Genomic DNA, 19,875 nt, shown 5'->3' on the forward strand with positions numbered 1-19,875 from the left:
ATATTAACAGGTGTTGATAAACTTATAGATTGACAAATTGTCATCTATGGGTGCTGGTTTTAATGTCAAATTGTCCTATCGTGGACTTTGATGTCCGTGTTTAGCGTTTGTATGCTGGAAAAATGTTATAATTATTACCGGATGATTTCCAAAGAGAAAGTGCATGGAAACATGGTTATTAACAGGTCGTTAATAACGTAGGTTTTCAACATGTTGTTAATAACGTCTGTTGAAGTTAAAAATCCATGATTTGATTTAGAAATCTAATGAAAGCTGAGTATCGCCTAAAAGGTTGTAACTCAGGCGGTGATAAGGAGAAGTGCCGAATTCCTTTATAGCTTGTCGGTGTTTTTTTGTGGGATATCCCTTATTCATATCCCATGCGTACATAGGATATTCACTGTGCAGCCTGTTCATATAGTCGTCACGATAAGTCTTCGCAAGTATCGAAGCGGCTGCTATTGAAAGATATTTTCCATCGCCTTTCACTATTGTGGTATGCGGAATATTCTTGTATTTGTTGAAACGGTTGCCGTCTATCAGCAAATGTTCTGGAGTAATTTTCAGTTGGTCAATTGCTCTGTGCATCGCGAGGAACGAAGCGTTCAGAATGTTGATTTTATCAATTTCTTCCGGTTCTACAATACCAATTGCCCATGCCAATGCTTCCTTTTCTATAATTTCTCTTAGCTGATATCGCTGTTTCTCAGACAGTTGCTTCGAATCGTTCAGCATCTCATTCTTGAAGTCCTTCGGCAGAATGACGGCTGCGGCATAAACTGCTCCGGCAAGACATCCTCGTCCTGCTTCATCGCATCCGGCTTCTATAAGGTTTTCATTCAAGTATGGTAAAAGCATCTTTATGGGGTTTTAAAATTTCCGGGTGCAAAGGTACGCATTTTGTTTTTCTTGTAGCAATATTTATGTATGGGGTTATTAATGTGTTATTCACATACGGTGTTAAAAAGGAACAGGGTTTAAACAGCCTGTAAATACTGTTTAAACCCTGTCTGGTTGTTAATAACTTGATTGCGGATTATTCTTAGATTCTTCCGCTTTCAGAAATCATGTTTCTTATCTGTTCGTTAAAATCGTCTTTCTTCATAAGGTCTTCCAGAGTGACGTGCATTCTCCATCTCCAGTAGTGGCGAGGATTTGCAGGAACGTTGATACGTTCTATCTCAATGTCCGGATTGCGGAGAGTTTCATCTATTGATGTCCAGTCCTGCCATGTCAGGATACATAGTAGTGACGGGCAGTTCAGATGCTGGCTTACAACCTCACGGCATAGCCATCCCGGTGCATCTTGTGGAACTTCGCCCCAATGTCCAAGTTCATAATGATAGTAGCGTTCTGTGATTTGTGCATCTTCCTTCCAGTAACCACGGAGGGTTGACATATCGTGAGTACCTATAGTACAAACAGAGCGGAACGGATAGTTATAGACATGTCCGAACTCGTCTTTCGGGTCTTTAGGCATTCTCTGTATTTCGAGAGAAAGAATCTGCAGCTGGTTCATTACCCATGGCACACAGTCTGGTACCATTCCCAAGTCTTCACCGCAAACAAGCATTGAAGTTGACTGGGTGAGGACAGGTAATTTTTTCATCGCCTCGTCGTACCAGAACTTGTTATGTCGCTGGTAGTAGTAATGATTGTATAGTCTGTTGAATGCTTCCTGTTCCTGCCAGTTGAGCTGCTTGTAGATGAAGTCGTTCTGTACAGATATTCTCGGGTGATACATCTCAGGATTTTTTCTGTCTTTTACGAACAGAACATTGCTTATCAATGAGTATAGGCCTTCCTTCAAGTTGAGGCTTTCCTGATCGGTCTTTCCTGCAAAGTAAGCTTCGACTTTACGCTGTGTATCGAACTTAGGACGCATGCGGTAGATGTCATGGTGATCATGCTGTACGAAAGTGTTGCGTACCTCATCACTCTTGTCGCCGAATATGGTGTTAAGCATATAGTCGTTGATGAAAGGTTCTGTCATGAACTCTTTCTGGAAGTTCAGTCCGAAACCTTTTATCTCATCCGCGCTCATAGGCAGTGCCGGAACAAACTGTCCTAACAGTCCGTGTACAGAGTGTACAGGAATTTCCCATATACGGAAGAAACCAAGTATGTGGTCGATACGGTAAGCAGTGAAGTATTCAGCCATTTTTGAGAAACGCTTTCTCCACCACTGGTAGTTGTCTTTTTCCATCATATCCCAGTTGTATGTAGGGAATCCCCAGTTCTGACCGTTAACTGAGAAAGCATCAGGTGGCGCACCTGCCTGTCCGTTCATATTGAAGTAATATGGTTCTACCCATGCTTCCACACTTCCGCGGCTTATACCGATAGGAATATCTCCTTTCAGAATCACACCTTTGCTGCGTGCATGGTTGGCAGCTGCGAGGAGCTGTACATGCAGTACGTATTGCAGGAAGTAATAGAATGAAATTTCGGGATATGTTTCGGCTTCCTTGTCGCATAGCTTGTCTATCTCTTCGGAAACGTATGTGCTGTATTCCGGCCAAGTATTGAAGTCGGCTGTACCATACAGATCTCTCAGATAGCTGAATGCCGAATACGGTTTAAGCCATTCTTCGTTCTTGCAATAGAATGTTTTGAAATCTTCCGATGAAAGGATGTTTTCGGCTTCCTGAGTGAATATGTCCTTCAGGTATGCACGTTTGGTGTTGTTTACTCCTTCGTATTCCACTTGTGGAAGACTGTTCAGTTTCTGGCGTTCATTTTCATATTCTGCAGCCTTATCTGTATCCTTAAGAGCAGGAAGTTGTCTCAGGTCAATATACATAGGATGGAATGCGTATATTGAAATAGCATTGTACGGATATGAATCTACCCATGTCTTTGTTCTTGTGGTGTCGTTTATAGGTAATATCTGTACTGCCTGCTGGTTTGTTTCCGCTGCCCAGTCTATGTATGTTTTCAGGTCGCCGAAATCGCCTACACCGAAACTGCCTTCCGAGCGGAGTGAGAAAACCGGTATCGCACTTCCTGCAACTTTTCTTTCAGGCAGATTGAAGAACACTTCCGTTTCCGTAGGGAAGTAAGTTTCGCCACGCATTAATGGCTGGATGTGGAATGTACGGTTGTATCCACATTCCCATTCCTCTACAGCTCCGGTTTTAGAGCTGATTACTACAAACTTGTATTCAAAAGGGAATGTGAGTGATGAAGTGTCTATGGATATGTACCATACGTCAGGCAATATCTCCTGCATTCTGAGCGGACGGTAATACTCCCAGTTGCCAAGTGCGTTACAGCTGCCTATTATTCCCAGTTCCTGTTCTTTGTGTCTCAGTCCTGGACACAGTGCTCTGAATGTTATACAGCTGCCTACGTTGTCAGTAAGTTTCTTTGGCTCTTCTGTATGTGGAATACCATTGAATGCGGAACTGTATCTGTGATTTCCTTCGGGAAGGTCACGCCAGCAATCGTCAAAAATAAAATGGTGTTGCTGTGCATTACCTTTTATAATAGAGTGAGGAATTGCACCGAACTCTTTTCTTACGCATCTTTCATTTCTGAATACGGCATATCTGTATGCTGCCATATCTTCATTTTCGGGCAAATCGTAGTTGAAAGTTCCTTGCCATTCTTGTCCGTCGCGAGTGAATAGGGGAAGTGAGTTTTCTTCATCGTTGTTGATAATAACTCTCATGCTTTCGCCCCATACTGTACGATACTTAATACGAAATGTCAGTTTCATATCTTTCTTAGGTATTAGTTTTTATTTAGTTGTTTCTTTTTCCAAATGTAGCTATTTTATAATAATGCTTAATCGTTAAATCTAAAAAATATAAATGTTTTATGGCATGAAACGGCCTCATACGCTTTCTGAGCATGATTTATACTGTATAAAATATAAGATTTTTATAAATAAAAAAGCCCCGGAACTTTGTGAATTCCGAGGCTTTCCTCCATGTAAGATGTGAGGAGGTAAAAAATTTAGTTAAACATATAAACTACATTATGCGTCAATATTGGCATAAGTAGCATTCTTTTCTATGAACTCGCGTCGTGGAGCTACATCATCTCCCATAAGCATAGAGAAGATATAGTCCGCTTCAGCGGCATTTTCAATCTGTACTTGTTTCAGGATACGAGTTTCAGGATTCATTGTTGTTTCCCAAAGCTGTTCCGGATTCATTTCACCCAAACCTTTGTATCTCTGAGTGTGTATTCCCTGTTCGCTTCCGTCACCGTATTTCTGAATGAAAGCATGTCTCGCTTCTTCGGTGTAGCAATATTCGCTGACCTTACCCTTTGTACATTTGTACAATGGAGGAGTAGCTATATACAGGTGACCTTCCTGAATGATTTCAGGCATATATCTGTAGAATAGAGTCATGATAAGTGTGTCGATGTGAGAACCATCGACATCGGCATCGGTCATGATTATCACTTTGTGGTAGCGGAGTTTTTCGATGTTTGCCTTCTTGCTGTCTTCTTCTTCAACACCGAAACGTATTCCAAGTGCCTGAATGATGTTGTTTACTTCATCACTCTCGAATGCCTTGTGCCACATCGCTTTCTCTACGTTAAGGATTTTTCCTCGCAGAGGCAGGATAGCCTGGAACTGTCTGCTTCGTCCCTGTTTTGCAGAACCACCCGCAGAGTCACCCTCGACTAGGAACAACTCGCATTCTTCAGCTACTCGGCTTGAGCAGTCTGCCAATTTACCTGGAAGTCCGCCGCCGCCCATAGGGCTCTTGCGCTGTACAGACTCGCGTGCCTTTCTTGCTGCGATACGTGCTGTTGCCGCAAGCACCACCTTGTCAACAATGACTTTTGCTTCTTTAGGATGTTCTTCAAGATAGTTTGAAAGAGCTTCACCTACAGCCTGCTGTACGGCACCGCTTACTTCGCTGTTTCCAAGTTTGGTCTTTGTCTGACCTTCGAACTGAGGTTCGGCAACTTTTACAGAGATTACTGCGATAAGGCCTTCGCGGAAGTCCTCACCTGAGATTTCAACTTTGGCTTTTTCCAGTGCCTTACTTTCTTCGGCGTATTTCTTCAATACACGTGTAAGTGCCGCACGGAAACCACCTTCGTGAGTACCGCCTTCTATAGTGTTGATGTTGTTTACGTATGAATGCAGGTTCTCGCGGAAACCTGTGTTGTACATGATGGCACACTCTATAGGAACACCCTGTTTTTCAGTGTTCAGATAGATTACATCATCAAAAAGTGGAGTATTTGTAGAATTGAGGAAACGTACGAATTCCTTAACACCTTCGTCAGAGTGGAATACCTCACTCTTGTAGCTTCCGTCTTCTTCTGTTTCGCGCTTGTCTGTAAGAGTGATAGTGATACCCTTGTTCAGATATGCCAGTTCTCTAAGACGTGCCTGAAGAATGTTATATTTATATTCGGTTACGGTGAATATTGATGCATCCGGCCAGAAAGTCTGTTTCGTACCTCTCAAATCAGTGGTACCTACTTCCTTTACAGGATAGAGTGGCTTACCGCATTCATATTCCTGCTGATAAATTTTTCCGTTTCTGAATACGTTTGTTGTCATGTGAGTAGAAAGTGCATTCACACACGATACACCCACACCATGCAAACCTCCTGAAACTTTATATGAACCTTTGTCGAATTTACCTCCGGCGTGCAGCACTGTCATAACGACTTCCAAAGCCGATTTTTTCTCTTTCTCATGGAAATCAACAGGGATACCACGTCCGTTGTCCTGTACGGTGATTGAATTATCTTCGTTTATGGTTACTTCTATATGTGTACAATATCCGGCCAGAGCTTCGTCGATAGAGTTGTCCACAACTTCATATACGAGGTGATGCAAACCTTTTTCGCTGATGTCGCCGATATACATAGCGGGACGTTTACGTACGGCTTCAAGTCCTTCAAGCACCTGAATACTGCTTGCCGAGTAGTTACTTCCGCTGTTTGGTGTCAGTTCTTCACTCATGTTTTTAAATAGTTTATTTAATCGTTCAAAGTTACGAAAAATCTGTGTAATAATCTTTCCAAATAGCCAAAAAAAAGGTGAAAATCAGCATGTTTTTTGATTTTCACCTGGCTTTCGGATGTGAAGTGTATAAACGACAAAAGGCTAGGTAAAAACCTAGCCTTAATATCTTTTTAAGGTACCAAAATTAAGCAATCTTAGCGATGTGTGCAGCTAATTTTGACTTCAAGTTAGCAGCCTTGTTCTTGTGGATAATGTTAACCTTAGCCAATTTATCCAACATTTTCTGTACTTTTGGATACAATGCTACTGCTTCAGCTTTGTCTGTTGTAGCACGAAGTTTTCTTACAGCATTACGCATAGTTTTAGCATAATATCTGTTGTGAAGTCTTCTTTTTTCTTCCTGTCTAATTCTTTTGATAGATGATTTGTGATTTGCCATCTCGACTAATCTTTAATATTGTTCGTGATATTGTTTATTATGTAGCCCGTGGGGGAATCGAACCCCCCTTTCAAGAATGAAAATCTTGCGTCCTAACCGATAGACGAACGGGCCATCCTAAATCGGATATTCCGATATTGTCGAGGTTATTATTTCTCGATTGCGGATGCAAAGGTATGAAGTTTTTTCAAATTACCAAAACTTCTGTGCTATTTTTTTTCTAAAGAGGTGAGAATTTATGTTTTAGACTGCTTCGATGGTGTCAGTTTATGTTTTCAAGTGACTTTAAGCGTATTATGCAGTTCTGATTATCCGTTTTTTATAGTATTTAGTACGAATTCGGCAAAAGCTGTTGCTGATTTCTTTCTGTAGCTGCCTTTGGGCCAGAACAAGTACGCCTGAGATGTTAGTGTTTCGGCTGTAAGTATAGGTATGGCCTTTAGGTCAGGTTCGTCTTTTATTGCTGCTCTGGTCAGTATAGTTCCCCAGTTTCCTTTTCTTATTAGATGTATTATGGTCTGCACATCGTTTATTTCCATTACCATATTTAGTTTGAGGTTGTTCTTGTTGCACACCTCGTCTGTTTTCATGCGAGTGGCAAATCCTACAGCCGGTAAAATCAAGTCGATTTCCTGTAGTTTTTTTAACGATATGGATGACAGGTAAGACATTGGGTGTGATTCATGAACTATGAAATACAGTTTGGATGAGAAGAGTTTGATTTTTTCATATTCTTCATCTATTTCTTCCGGTTCGAATGACAGAACGCAATCCACATGCTTATTCTCAAGAAGCCTTATCTGTTCTTTTGACGTACCGAAATTTATAATGACATTTATTCCCGGATAAACTTTCTTGAAATCGGTTATGGAGCATCTCAACAGATGACTTAGACTGTAGGTTACACCGATATTGAGCGTTCCTGTCATAATACCTTTAAGGTCTTTTATAATCTGTTTTCCGTTTTCTGCCTCCAGTATGGAATTTCTTGCAAATGGCAGAAAAGCCATACCGGCTTCTGTCGGTATAATTCTTTTGCCTATTCTGTCGAAAAGCAGAACGTTGAGTTCGTCCTCCAGTTGCTTGATTTGTTGCGACAATGTGCTTTGCGATATATGAAGCATTCTGGATGCTTCGGAGAAGTTTTTGAGTTCGCATGCCTTCTCGAAATACTTTAGTTGTCTTAGTTCCATTTGTGCTATATCGATTTTATCAATAACTGTTATCGGAAAATAGAATTTCACAAATATAGTGAAATATCTTTTGCATATTTATATTTGTTACAAATTTTAAATGCATATGAAAACTTTGTTGATTATATCTGATTTGTTTGACAACGAAGTAATAATAGTAAAGTATTAATAATAATGAAAGCGACGGTTTTATACTATAGCCATACCGGCCGGACAGCTGCATATGCCAGAGAGATTGCCATGTATCTGTGGTCGAAGGGACTTGATGTCAGCCTGTCCTCAATTTCGGATTTCGACAAGCAGAGATTGTTGAAATCAGACTTTGTGTTATCAGGGTGTTGGACTTGCGGCTGGTTTGTTATAGGACAGCATCCGCATCGGAAGTGGATTGACTTCAGCAAGTCTGTTGCAGGTCTTATTGATGAACGTAAGGTCATGTTTTTTACTACCTACAAGATAAGGACCGGAAGTATGTACCGCAGGATGAGAAAGGCTATGAATATGACCGGAAAGGGAGTAAGCGGTTTCCTGAAATCGAAGACAGCACGTTTGACAGACGAAGACAAAACTAAACTGGACACTTTTATACAAAGTAACATGTTAACTAAATAATTTAAGGAGGTATTTATGGAAACAAAAAAACTAACAACAGCCCAGGGGGCACCGGTAGCCGACAATCAGAATGTGGCTACAGCCGGAAAAAGAGGACCTATGCTTTTACAGGATGTATGGTTTCTTGAAAAGCTTGCACATTTTGACAGAGAGGTAATTCCTGAAAGACGTATGCACGCCAAAGGTTCGGGCGCTTTCGGAAAATTCACCGTTACTAATGATATTACCAAATACACTAAAGCTGCCATCTTCTCTGAAGTAGGAAAGGAAACGGAATTGTTTGTTCGTTTCTCTACTGTGGCAGGCGAACGCGGAGCAGCCGATGCAGAACGCGACATCAGAGGTTTCGCCATCAAGTTCTATACAGAGGAAGGCAACTGGGACCTCGTGGGAAACAATACTCCTGTATTCTTCTTGCGCGATCCGCTTAAATTCCCTGATTTGAACCATGCCGTGAAACGTGACCCTCGCACAAACATGCGTAGTCCTAAGAATAACTGGGATTTCTGGACACTGCTTCCAGAAGCACTACATCAGGTAACAATCACTATGAGTGACAGAGGTATTCCGTATTCATACAGACACATGCACGGATATGGAAGCCATACATTCTCGTTTATTAATGCCGAAGGCGTGCGCACATGGGTGAAATTCCACCTTCACACCATGCAGGGTATCAAGAACCTGACAGACCAAGAGGCTGAGGCTATCATAGCAAAAGACCGTGAAAGTCATCAGCGTGATTTGTATGAAAGCATTGAGAAGGGTGACTTCCCGAAATGGAAGATGTTCGTACAGCTTATGACAGAGGAACAGGCAAGAAACTGTCCTTACAATCCGTTCGACTTGACCAAGGTATGGTCGCAGAAAGAATATCCGTTGATAGAGGTGGGGATCATGGAGCTTAACCGTAATCCTGAAAACTATTTTGCCGATGTGGAACAGGCGGCCTTTAATCCGGCAAATGTAGTTCCGGGCATCAGCTTCTCGCCTGACCGCATGCTTCAGGGACGATTGTTCTCATACGGAGATACACAGCGTTACCGTCTTGGGGTGAACCATCATCAGATACCTGTAAACCGCAGCCGTTGTCCGTTCCTGAATATGTATCACCGTGATGGACAGATGCGTGTGGATGGCAATCACGGTTCTACTATCGGCTACGAGCCTAACAGCTTCGGAGAATGGATTAACCAGACAGAATATAAGGAGCCACCTTTGGAACTCGACGGTGCAGCATACCAATGGGATTACCGTGAGGACGATACTGATTATTATTCACAGCCGAGAGCCCTCTTCCGCCTGATGACACCGGAACAGCAGCAGGTATTGTTTGAAAATACTGCCCGTGCTATGGGTGATATACCTGTAGAAATCAAGCGCAGACATATCAATAACTGTATGAAAGCTGATGAGGCTTACGGTCGTGGAGTGGCAAAAGCACTTGGATTGGAAATTGATTGATTTTTTATGATATATTCTTTAACTTTGCACTGTTATGTTGCAGAGATATCAAGGAATAGTATTATGTTCATTCAAGTATAATGACACAAAGAACATCGCCCATATCTTCACACGTGAGAATGGGCGAATGTCTTTTCTTATACCTGTGTCGCGATCGAAGAAAAAAGGTGCGATGAGTCTTTTGTTTCAGCCTTTTGCAATGGTTGAGATTGATGCAGAAGTCCGCCCGCGAGCTTCGTTGCATCCTGTACGTGAAGCCAGATTGTGGCATGTCCTGAGTTCACTTCCATATGATCCATATAAATCGGGAATAGCAATGTTCCTGTCAGAATTCCTTTTCCGTGCTTTGAAAGAAGAGGGTAGAGATGAAGCTCTTTTCTCGTATTTGGCAGGTTCGATAATGTGGCTTGATGCCTGCGAAAAAAGTTTTTCTAATTTTCATCTCGTGTTCCTTATCCGCCTGTCAAGATTTCTCGGACTCTATCCCAATACTGAGGATTACGCAGAAGGTGCTTATTTCGACCTTATGAATGCATGTTTTACTATAGAGAAACCTTTTCATGGAATGTTCCTTCATCCTGAGGAATCGGCACGTATAGTCAACCTGATGCGTATGAAGTACGACAATATGCATCTGTTTGCCATGAACCGTATGGAGAGAAACAGATGTCTGGATATTATAAACGAATATTACCGGTTGCATCTGCCGGATTTTCCGGAACTGAAATCTTTGTCCGTATTACAGGAACTGTTTATATAAGAAATACCCGTTGGCAGAACTATAATTTAACTCTGCCAACGGGTATAAAGTTTTCGTATTTATAGTCTTTTTTATATGCCGACAGTAGTCGGCATTAGAAAACTTATTTATAGCTTATCCATTTAATCATCTCTTTTAATGATGGCTTCTTTCCGTACATCAGGATTCCCACTCTGTAAATCTTTCCTGCAAGCCATATCAGTGTGAAAGCAGATATATATAGAATTATCAGAGAAACAGTTGTCTGCCATACAGGAGCGTCGAGAGATACACGTACCATTGAGACCACTGGAGATGTGAAAGGAATCATTGAGCACCACACGGCTAACGGGCCATCGGCATTTTCCGCACTGTATATAGCTGCATATAGTGCAAAAATAAGAAGGAACACTATTGGAGTCATAAACTGCTGTGAGTCTTCAGCCTCATTGATAGATGCGCCTATCGCTGCAAATATAGAAGCATAAACCAGATAACCGCCTATGAAGTTCAGTACGAAGATACCACCCAGTGCAGGCAGGTTAAGGTTGTTGATAGATGCAAGTATGGCATTTGCTTCTGTAGGTTCCGGCATCGGTGTTGAAGTTGCAGCCATCATTGCGTCAGGATTTGACATTGCTGATACTCCGAACATTAATCCGGCAGCAGTAAGTATTATAACAAGCATTACTCCCCAAATGGCAAGCTGCAATATTCCTACAAGTCCGATTCCTATGATTTTACCTATCATCAGCTGGAATGGGCGTACAGATGAAATCATAAGTTCTACTATACGGTTGGTCTTCTCTTCCATTACGCTTTGCATTACCATACCTCCGTATGACATAACGAACATATAGATGAGGAATGTCAGTATCATACCTGCTGCTACGGCTACTCCTGCATTCGATTCGCTCTCGCTGCCGTCGTCGCTCCACTTGATTGTGCGTATGCTGTAGGTCTGTTCGAAATCGTTCATAATCCTCTGCAACTGAGGAATGTTGTAGTTTGTCAGTTTGTCGTGACGGATCTGTTCGTTTATGGCATTGTTAACTATGCGCGACAGTCCCTGTGGGATTTCCTTGCGCGAATAGATAGCTGCTGCATCAGGATTTTCTATCAGATCTGCCGTGATTTCTATAACTGCGCTGTAGGCTGTCGTATCCGAGCGGAACTCATCTTTCATTTCTGTCTCAGGGAAGAATAAATATGATTCGTCATTGGCCATCATAGGGAAATATTTTCCAGTATGGTCTATCACAGCAATGTTTTTCTGTTCGTCGCTCTTTACCATCGAAAGCATCAGTGGTACGAATATCAGTGCTGCAAAAATGAACGGCATCAGAACAGTCAGTATGATAAATGATTTTTTGCTCACGCGGTTCATGAACTCGCGGTGAATTATAATGAATGTCTTGTTCATATATAAGTTTGTGAGTTTATAAGTTTTTGAGTTTTACGGTTTGCTGTTCTCCACAGTTCTGATGAATATTTCGTTCATCGAAGGAAGGCATTCGGAGAATGATGTCACTTCATTTCCAGCAGCAATAGCTGTCAGAAGTTGTGAATTGCTCATCTCGTTTGTCTTCTTTATGGTATAAATATGTTCTCCTCCTTTGATTTCGGATGATAGGATTTCGAACATACTGTTCTCTGCCAGTTTGTCTCCCATGTGTAATCCTAGTCTGTATGTGTTAGACTTGAATTGCGAACGTACCTCGTTTACTTCCCCTTGCAGTACTACTTGTGAGTGGTTTATCAAGGCGATGTTATCACAAATTTCCTCAACTGAAGACATGTTATGAGTAGAAAAGATTATTGTGTGTCCCTGATTTTTAAGTTCCAGGATTTCTCTTTTCAGAAGCTCTGCGTTTACAGGATCGAAACCTGAAAATGGCTCATCGAATATCAACAATTGTGGTTTGTGAAGTACTGTTATAACGAACTGAACTTTCTGTTGCATACCTTTCGACAGCTCTTCCAGCTTTTTGTCCCACCATTGGGTTATTTCGAATTTGTCGAACCATTCTTTCAGACGTTTTGTCGCTTCACGTTTGTCCAATCCTTTGAGTTGTGCAAGGTAGATAGCCTGTTCGCCAACTTTCATCTTTTTGTAAAGTCCTCTTTCCTCAGGCAGGTATCCTATACTGTAGATATCGTCAGGTTGTGACAGATGACCGTCGAAATATACTTCTCCTGAATCAGGGGCAGTTATACGGTTTATTATTCTTATCAATGTTGTCTTTCCTGCTCCATTAGGTCCCAGAAGTCCGAATACTTTTCCTTTTGGGACATTGATGCTTACGCCGTTCAGGGCTGTGTGGTTGGCATAACTTTTCACTATGTTATGCGCTTCCAAAAAGAATTCGCTCATAAATGTTTGGTCTTTAATCTTATAATAAGAAAAAACGGTATATATAGTTATGAAATAAGCTTTTGTCTAAATCATAATATATATACCGCTGTCATTATATTCTAATTTTGTGAGTAATATTAGTTCAGAAGTTCTTTTACTTTTGCTGATATTGCTCTTCCTTCTGCCAGGCCTGCAAGTTCTTTAGATGCCACTCCCATGACCTTACCCATATCTTTTCCGTCTTTTGCACCTGTACGTTCAATGATTTCTTTAAGCTTTGCTTCAAGTTCTTCTGCAGAAAGTTGTTTTGGAAGATAAGTTTCAATTACTCTTACCTGTGCCATTTCAGCTTCTGCCAGGTCTGCACGGCCCTGTCCTTCATACACAGCAGCTGAATCTTTTCCTTGTTTCACTAGTTTCTGCATAATCTTCAGTGCTGCATCGTCTGTCAGGGTATCGTTAGCTCCCGGAGCTGTTTTTGCTTCAAGGAAGAATTTTTTCACATTACGCAAAGTTTCAAGTTTAACTTTGTCTTTAGCCTTCATGGCTTCCTTGATATCGTTGCTGATCTGTTCGAATAAATCCATAATATATGAGTTTTTAAGTTTATAAGTATTTTATCTTTGTTGGTATTAGAAGAAGCTTATGACAGTACTTTCAGAATTGTTGGATTCCGAATTCTGTGACGGGTTTTCCTGCATAGCTGCTTTCGACTGTATGCTTTCAAGCTCACTCTTTGTTCTCTTGTAGGCAGGTATAGTTTCTACCATGCTTATAATATCATCGTTGTCAAGATCTTCCTGACTGAATACATACAAGTGATGTCTTCTCTTTCTGTTGGTTCTTACTATATTCGCCCCGTAGTAGTTGCTTCGGCGGTCTTCCTTCTTCTGTCTGATTTCTTCCTGTTCAGCCAGACGTTCCTCTTCTTCTTTGGTATGTTTCTGTATTACATTGTCCATTCCCGGAACATCCGAAATACCGAAACCTGTGGCAAGTATGGTAAACTTGATTTTCGATTCAAGAGAGCTGTCTTCATAAAGACCCCATTTGGTTTCGAAGTCTTTTCCGAATTTGCTCATGAAATCGTGGATTTCATCCATCTCGTTCATCATAAGTTCGCTTGTCGGACTATATGTAATGACGAAAAGTACTTTCTTTGAATTGAAAATATCGTTGTTGTTCAGCAATGGCGAGTTTAAAGCATCGTTGATGGCCTTTGAAACCCTACCTTCACCTTCGCCATAACCTGTACTCATGATAGCCACACCGCCATCCTTAAGTACGGTCTTCACATCGTTGAAGTCAAGGTTTATCTTACCTCTCAATGTTATTATCTCTGCTATACTCTTGGCTGCAACAGACAGGGTGTCGTCGGCCTTTCCAAAAGCGTTCATTACGCTGATGTCTGAATATACATCACGAAGTCTTTCGTTGTTGATAACCAGAAGTGCATCGACATGTTTGCTCATTTCTTCCACACCGTCAAGAGCCTGGTCAATTTTCTTGTTTCCTTCAAAAAGGAATGGAATGGTAACGATACCTACGGTAAGGATGTCCATATCCTTGGCTGCCTTGGCGATGATTGGAGCTGCACCTGTTCCTGTTCCACCACCCATTCCGGCAGTGATGAAAGCCATACGGCATCCGTCGTTGAGCATATCTTTTACCTGTTCGATACTTTCCTCGGCTGCGGCTCTGGCTCTTTCCGGACGGTTACCGGCTCCCAGACCTTCGCTACCCAACTGTAGCTTTATAGGTACAGGCGACTCATCCAAGGCCTGGTTATCTGTATTGCAGACTACAAAGTTTACATCATGGATACCTTCTCTGTACATGTGGTTGACGGCATTACCGCCACCGCCACCTACACCAATGACTTTTATTATATGTTGTACGTCTCTCGGAAAATCGAAAGGCATTGTTGTTTCGTCTGACATATCGTTTTTAGTTTTAGTTTATTAGTTATAACTGTTTTATTGTTGGTATCAAATGATGCATTATTATTTTATTCCGTCGAAAAACTCTTCCGAAGCTTTGCTCATTCCTTGTTTGATTCTGTCGAAGATACTTCTTTTCTTGTTTTTCTGGGTCTTCACAATTTTTTCTTCCAGATCTTCTATAATCAGGTTACATTCCGCAATATTATATACCCTTGCAGCGTCAAGTTTTTCTTTTGCGGTTTTGTACTTTTCTTTGTCTATGAGCTCTATTGCTTCTTCCAACAATTTATTACATTCTTCTTTTTTCTGTGCTTCACGTTGCTTTTCAGCCTGTAATTTTGCCTCTTTTATAGCTCTCACTCTTTCGGCTTCTTCCAAAAGTCTCTTTGCCTCTTTTTCCAGTGAGTCGATTTCTCTGGCTTTGGCTTCTACGTTCAGCTTCTTGGCCTTGTCCAATACTTCAAGCGCTTCAGAATATCCTCTGCTCAATATCAGCTGTGATGCTGTAATAACCAGTTGATGACATTCTTTTGTGTTATCTACAGTTTCAACCTCTTTTATTGTCTCTTCGGCTTTGGTTTCTTCCGGCTCTTTTTGCTGCTCTTCCGCGTTGTTATTCTCTTGCTTGTCGTTTTCCGCTACAGTATCTTCATTAAAATCAAGCTGATGTCCCTTTCTTGGGTCAATTCTGCAACAATTTTCTTCGCCGGACATCAATATTCCTATTAAGGTATTTGATTTACCGTTTTTAGGGATAATTGTGTTTCCTACAATATTTGTCTCTCCTGCTAAGGCTATTCTTACCTTTTCTATTTTTGTAATATTTGTAATAGCCTTGTCAATATCGGGCATATTAGCCATTCCACCTGTAACGATGATACCGGCCATTAGCGAATCGCTATAGTTTGAAAGCTTTATTTGGTTGAATACATTGTTCAGGATTTCATTTACTCTGGCTTCTACAATGTCTTCAAGTGTTCTTGACAGTATGGTGAATTTTCCGTCGATGGTTAGCTCACAATCTTGTACTTCTTCTCCTTCTTTGTGTTCAGTATAGGCAGATGCATATCTTAGCTTGATTTGTTCTGCATCGTCTTCCTCTATCTGTTTGCTGGTTATATCTTTGGTAATGTTGTTTCCGCCTAACGGAATTACACATACATGGCGTAATATATTGTTTTTATATACACTTACAGTTGTGGTGTCGGCTCCGAAATCAATAAGTGCACAACCGGATCTTTTTTCGTTGGTAGTGAGCACTGCATCTGCTGTCGCCATAGGCGATATGGTAAATCCGGCAATGTCATATCCTGTATGTGCCAGACATTGTCTTATATTTTGTTTGACAGACGGGCGCGCAATGATATTCAGATAGTTTCCTTCTATGCTGTTGGCAGTTGTACCTACAGGCTCTGTAAGTAGATTGTTACCTATCTTATATTCTTGAGGTTCAACAGCTAGTATTTCATAGTCCAATAGAGGTATGTCCAGATTATTCTGCATCATACTGTCAATTATGGCTTGCGATATTCTGGTGTCTTCTCCCAACTGTCTGTTTTCGGAATTCCTGACACTTCTTAGTGATAGACCGCCCACACCGATATAAACTTTCTTTATACCGGCCTGAAGTTTGTTTTCAAGCCCTTTTATAACTGAAGTGAGCTTTTGTGTGGTTTTATCCAGATTATAGATAACTCCTTTTTTAATACAGTCGGCTGACTTTTCAGAAGAATAAGCCAGTATATTCAAGCTGCCATCTGCATTTTTCTTACCTGCGATGCCGGTTATCTCTATTGAACCTAATTCAATCGCTACTATGAAATCTGTTGCTGCCATATCTTATATTACTCCTTTTTTGTGCAAATTATCTGGTTGTTGAATTCAACGCTGATACGTTGGTATTTATTCCATCCTACTTTATTTAAACCTTCAGTGTAGAATGCCTTTAGTTTCTTGAATTTAGTTTCGAACATTTCAGGCTTCCCTAAGAATAGTATATGATTTCCTACTCTTGGCACAAGTTCAATTTCTTGTTTGGGAGTCACGTTGATTTGTTCAATCTGTGAATTCCAGAATTTATCCGATTTAAGAAAACATGCAAGTTGGAAAAGTTTGTCGCTTGCAAATTTTCTGTCAATGTATCCTGTAGCTACGGCAACGTGTACGGCTTTACCGCTTGCGTTCATCACTTTCCCTTCGTTGTCAATGTAATAATTGTCGCCGTTGCTGCTCATTACCCTCATCAGTGGTATTCTCTGATATACATCTATTTTTACTTTACCGCCTTTGGTGATGTAACATTCCGCATCTTTTACAAAAGAATTCTTCTCAAGTTCTATTTCTAAGTTCCTGACATTTATCTCCTTTTGTTTTTTACCTGTAGGTAGAAGTTTTTTGTTCTTTAATATTGCTTCGATATCACGTAGTGTTATGAACTCATAATCAATGTCGTCCATAATTTCCAATTCCATACCCTCACAAGGCCTGTCAAGAGGCTTTGCGTTAAACATAGTGACTGCCAACACCAGATAAACCGATGTTGCAATCAAAGCCAAGAGTATAAGAATTCGTTTTATCATTTATTTTTCAGTATATTATAAATTTGTGGAACCATGTTGTCTATGTCGCCGGCGCCCAAAGTTATGAGAACCTCAATATCCTTGTTCCTGATTATTTCAGGAAGTTCGTCTTTGCTGCATAAACTTTTTGTTTTTCCGGATGCAATATTATCATATATCAGCTTGCTTGTAACTCCTTCAATAGGAAGCTCTCTGGCAGGATAAATGTCAAGCAGTATAATTTCGTCTGCCAGTGACAGACTTTCTGCAAATTCTTTATAGAAGTCTCTGGTCCTGGTATATAAGTGCGGCTGGAATACAGCTGTAACTTTTTTGTCAGGATAAAGTGCTTTTATTGAAGAAATGCTTTGCTTTATTTCTGCCGGGTGGTGCGCATAGTCGCTCAGGAACACCAGATTGTCTTCCTTTATTTTGAAGTCAAAACGTCGGTCAACACCTCCAAATGTAGGCATTGCGCTTTTAATCTCTTCGTTGCTTACTCCTGCTATTTGTGCCAGAGCCATCGCAGCTATACCATTCTCTATATTAACATATACAGGCACTCCGAGCTTTATATCTTTTATATTGCCGAATGGGGATATATAGTCGAAAATTATTTCGCCATTCCCGATTCTTATATTTTCAGCCTTGAAATCCCCTTCGTTGATTCCGTATGAATATGTCTTTACACCATCTTGTACTCTTGGAGAGAGGTCTATTCCTTTTTTCACAATGAGATATCCGTCCGGACGTATTAACGAAGTATATTTGTTGAAGCTTTCCAGATATGCTTCACGTGTTCCGTATATATCCAGATGGTCAGAATCCGTTGCTGTTATAACAGTTGCAAATGGTGTAAGCCAGTGGAATGATCTGTCAAACTCATCTGCTTCTATTACTACATATTCGCTGGTATCGGATAATAGAAGATTTGTCTTGTAATTTTTAGAGATACCGCCAAGGAATGCATTGCAGCCTATATGTGACTGGTGAAGCAGATGTGCGGTAAGCGTAGATGTTGTAGTCTTTCCGTGTGTACCTGCCACGCACAATCCTTTTTCGGTCTTTGTTATCATTCCAAGCACCTGAGCACGTTTTAGAATCTCGAACCCGTTTTCTTTGAAGTAAACGAATTCCTTATGTGTCAAAGGTATTGCCGGGGTGTATATAACCAGCGTATTCTCTTTGTCTTTACATTCTTCCGGAATCAGGGAAATATTCTCTTCGTAATGTATCTCTGCTCCTTCTTCTATCAGTCTGTCGGTAAGTTCGCTTTGAGTACGGTCGTAGCCGGCCACCTTCTTGCCTTTTGACAGGAAGTATCTGACCAGTGCACTCATTCCTATACCGCCTGCACCAATAAAATATACGGATTTTATAGAATTAATGTTCATGTTCGTTCTTGTATTTATCAGCCAGTTTACAAACTTCTTCAGCAATGATAGTTGCAGAGTTGTTAAAGGCCAGTTTCTTTATATTTTCACTAAGGGCTTTTAGTCTTGATTCATCATTTACCAGTTCAATGGCAGTGGCTATTAGTTTATCTTCAGCTTCCGAATCTTTTATATAAACGGCAGCTCCTTTATCCACAAGGGCCATAGCATTTTTTGTCTGATGGTCTTCTGCCACGTTTGGTGATGGAACCAAGATCACAGGCTTGCCCAAAAGACAGAATTCTGAAATAGAACCTGCACCAGCTCTGCTGACTACCAGGTCGGCAGCCGTATATGCAGCATTCATATTAGATATGAAGTCTGTAGTGTGAATCATTTCCGGATTACCTTCAGCCTTGTAGCATTCTTTGGCTTCGTTGATGTAGTACTTACCTGTCTGCCATATAAACTGCACATCTGATGATTTAATCATTCCCATAGAGTGCATCACGCAGTTGTTCAGTGTTCTGGCTCCCAGGCTGCCGCCTATAATAAGGATTGTCTTCTTTTTAGTGTCAAGACCGAATGACTTAATGGCATCCTCTTTAGACAGATTGTTTTCCAATAATCCTTGTCTTACAGGATTTCCAGTCATTATTATTTTATCCTTATCGAAGAATTTTTCCATGCCAGGATAAGCCACACATATTTTAGATGCTTTTCCTGCAAGTAGTTTGTTTGTTACTCCGGCATATGAGTTCTGTTCCTGAATAAGAGTAGGTATTCCCATTGCTCCAGCCATTTTCAGAGTCGGACCACTTGCGTATCCACCCACTCCGACAGCTGCATGTGGCTTAAAGTCATTGATAATCTTACGCGCTATCATCTGGCTTTTTATAAGTCGCACTATCACTGCAAAGTTTTTTAAGAGATTTTTCCTGTCAAAACCTGCTACTGGCAGACCTATTATCTTATATCCAGCAGCCGGAACTCTTTGCATTTCCATTCTTCCTTCTGCACCTACAAAGAGTATTTCTGTGTCTGGTCTTAATTCTTTTATGGCATTTGCTATGGATATTGCCGGGAAAATATGTCCTCCGGTTCCACCTCCGCTTATTATTATACGTAGATTATCGTTCATTGTTTTATATTTTGTCAGGCCTTTATTGCCCTGCTATTTTATATTTTCTTTTAAAACTATTTTTCGCAAAGTTATTAATAAACTTCAAATAAAAACAGAATAATAAGAAA

Annotated in this window: 16 protein-coding genes and 1 tRNA gene; 3 read left to right on the forward strand and 14 right to left on the reverse strand. The window is 40.8% G+C overall.

From position 1 onward, the window contains the following. Window positions 1-255: 255 nt before the first annotated feature. The 6 genes from NW213_RS09750 to NW213_RS09775 form a co-directional block, all read right to left on the reverse strand. Window positions 256-858: a ribonuclease HII gene (locus NW213_RS09750; protein ID WP_204390327.1), complete on the reverse strand. Its 603-nt coding sequence runs from the start codon at window positions 856-858 to the stop codon at window positions 256-258. Window positions 859-1,042: 184 nt separating this feature from the next. Next, complete coding sequence (locus NW213_RS09755; protein WP_258322641.1) at window positions 1,043-3,721, reverse strand: 4-alpha-glucanotransferase; 2,679 nt, start codon at window positions 3,719-3,721, stop codon at window positions 1,043-1,045. A gap of 261 nt (window positions 3,722-3,982) precedes the next feature. Next, window positions 3,983-5,944 carry a DNA topoisomerase (ATP-hydrolyzing) subunit B gene (gyrB, locus tag NW213_RS09760; RefSeq protein WP_154043420.1) on the reverse strand — a complete coding sequence of 654 codons (1,962 nt, stop codon included), beginning with the start codon at window positions 5,942-5,944 and terminating at the stop codon, window positions 3,983-3,985. 187 nt (window positions 5,945-6,131) lie between these two features. Beyond that, a complete protein-coding gene (gene rpsT / locus NW213_RS09765) occupies window positions 6,132-6,386 on the reverse strand; it encodes a 30S ribosomal protein S20 (protein ID WP_154043419.1) in 255 nt (84 codons plus the stop codon). 42 nt (window positions 6,387-6,428) lie between these two features. Beyond that, window positions 6,429-6,500 (reverse strand) — tRNA-Glu (locus tag NW213_RS09770). A gap of 194 nt (window positions 6,501-6,694) precedes the next feature. After that, window positions 6,695-7,579 (reverse strand): LysR substrate-binding domain-containing protein, encoded by an 885-nt coding sequence (locus NW213_RS09775; protein ID WP_258322642.1) that lies wholly within the window; start codon window positions 7,577-7,579, stop codon window positions 6,695-6,697. Between the two features lie 174 nt (window positions 7,580-7,753). Here NW213_RS09775 and NW213_RS09780 point away from each other — a divergent pair, with 174 nt between their 5' ends. From NW213_RS09780 to recO, 3 genes are read left to right on the forward strand one after another with little or no spacing between them, the layout of a single operon-like run. Further along, window positions 7,754-8,191 carry a flavodoxin domain-containing protein gene (locus NW213_RS09780; protein WP_258322643.1) on the forward strand — a complete coding sequence of 146 codons (438 nt, stop codon included), beginning with the start codon at window positions 7,754-7,756 and terminating at the stop codon, window positions 8,189-8,191. Window positions 8,192-8,206: 15 nt separating this feature from the next. Then, window positions 8,207-9,655, forward strand: coding sequence for a catalase (locus NW213_RS09785; RefSeq protein ID WP_258322644.1), 1,449 nt, complete (start codon window positions 8,207-8,209; stop codon window positions 9,653-9,655). A gap of 34 nt (window positions 9,656-9,689) precedes the next feature. After that, a complete protein-coding gene (gene recO, locus NW213_RS09790) occupies window positions 9,690-10,415 on the forward strand; it encodes a DNA repair protein RecO (protein WP_204390323.1) in 726 nt (241 codons plus the stop codon). 103 nt (window positions 10,416-10,518) lie between these two features. Here recO and NW213_RS09795 read toward each other — a convergent pair whose 3' ends face one another. From NW213_RS09795 to murG, 8 genes are all read right to left on the reverse strand, one after another. Further along, on the reverse strand, window positions 10,519-11,817 hold the full coding sequence (locus NW213_RS09795; protein ID WP_154043413.1) for an ABC transporter permease: 1,299 nt from the start codon (window positions 11,815-11,817) through the stop codon (window positions 10,519-10,521). Between the two features lie 33 nt (window positions 11,818-11,850). After that, on the reverse strand, window positions 11,851-12,768 hold the full coding sequence (locus NW213_RS09800) for an ABC transporter ATP-binding protein (RefSeq protein ID WP_258322645.1): 918 nt from the start codon (window positions 12,766-12,768) through the stop codon (window positions 11,851-11,853). 119 nt (window positions 12,769-12,887) lie between these two features. Continuing rightward, a complete protein-coding gene (locus tag NW213_RS09805) occupies window positions 12,888-13,337 on the reverse strand; it encodes a GatB/YqeY domain-containing protein (RefSeq protein WP_154043411.1) in 450 nt (149 codons plus the stop codon). A 45-nt stretch (window positions 13,338-13,382) separates the two neighbouring features. Further along, window positions 13,383-14,690: a cell division protein FtsZ gene (gene ftsZ, locus NW213_RS09810; protein ID WP_154043410.1), complete on the reverse strand. Its 1,308-nt coding sequence runs from the start codon at window positions 14,688-14,690 to the stop codon at window positions 13,383-13,385. A 63-nt stretch (window positions 14,691-14,753) separates the two neighbouring features. Continuing rightward, window positions 14,754-16,529, reverse strand: coding sequence for a cell division protein FtsA (ftsA, locus tag NW213_RS09815; RefSeq protein ID WP_258322646.1), 1,776 nt, complete (start codon window positions 16,527-16,529; stop codon window positions 14,754-14,756). Window positions 16,530-16,537: 8 nt separating this feature from the next. Further along, window positions 16,538-17,272: a cell division protein FtsQ/DivIB gene (locus NW213_RS09820; RefSeq protein ID WP_154043408.1), complete on the reverse strand. Its 735-nt coding sequence runs from the start codon at window positions 17,270-17,272 to the stop codon at window positions 16,538-16,540. Beyond that, window positions 17,269-18,645, reverse strand: coding sequence for a UDP-N-acetylmuramate--L-alanine ligase (murC, locus tag NW213_RS09825; RefSeq protein WP_204390320.1), 1,377 nt, complete (start codon window positions 18,643-18,645; stop codon window positions 17,269-17,271). Before murC ends, NW213_RS09820 begins: the two co-directional genes overlap by 4 nt. Then, window positions 18,635-19,765, reverse strand: a complete 1,131-nt coding sequence (murG, locus tag NW213_RS09830; RefSeq protein ID WP_258322647.1) for an undecaprenyldiphospho-muramoylpentapeptide beta-N-acetylglucosaminyltransferase — start codon at window positions 19,763-19,765, stop codon at window positions 18,635-18,637. Before murG ends, murC begins: the two co-directional genes overlap by 11 nt. Window positions 19,766-19,875: the final 110 nt, after the last annotated feature.

This window comes from Bacteroides sp. ET336 (assembly GCF_024733815.1).
Lineage (GTDB): Bacteria > Bacteroidota > Bacteroidia > Bacteroidales > Bacteroidaceae > Phocaeicola > Phocaeicola cellulolyticus.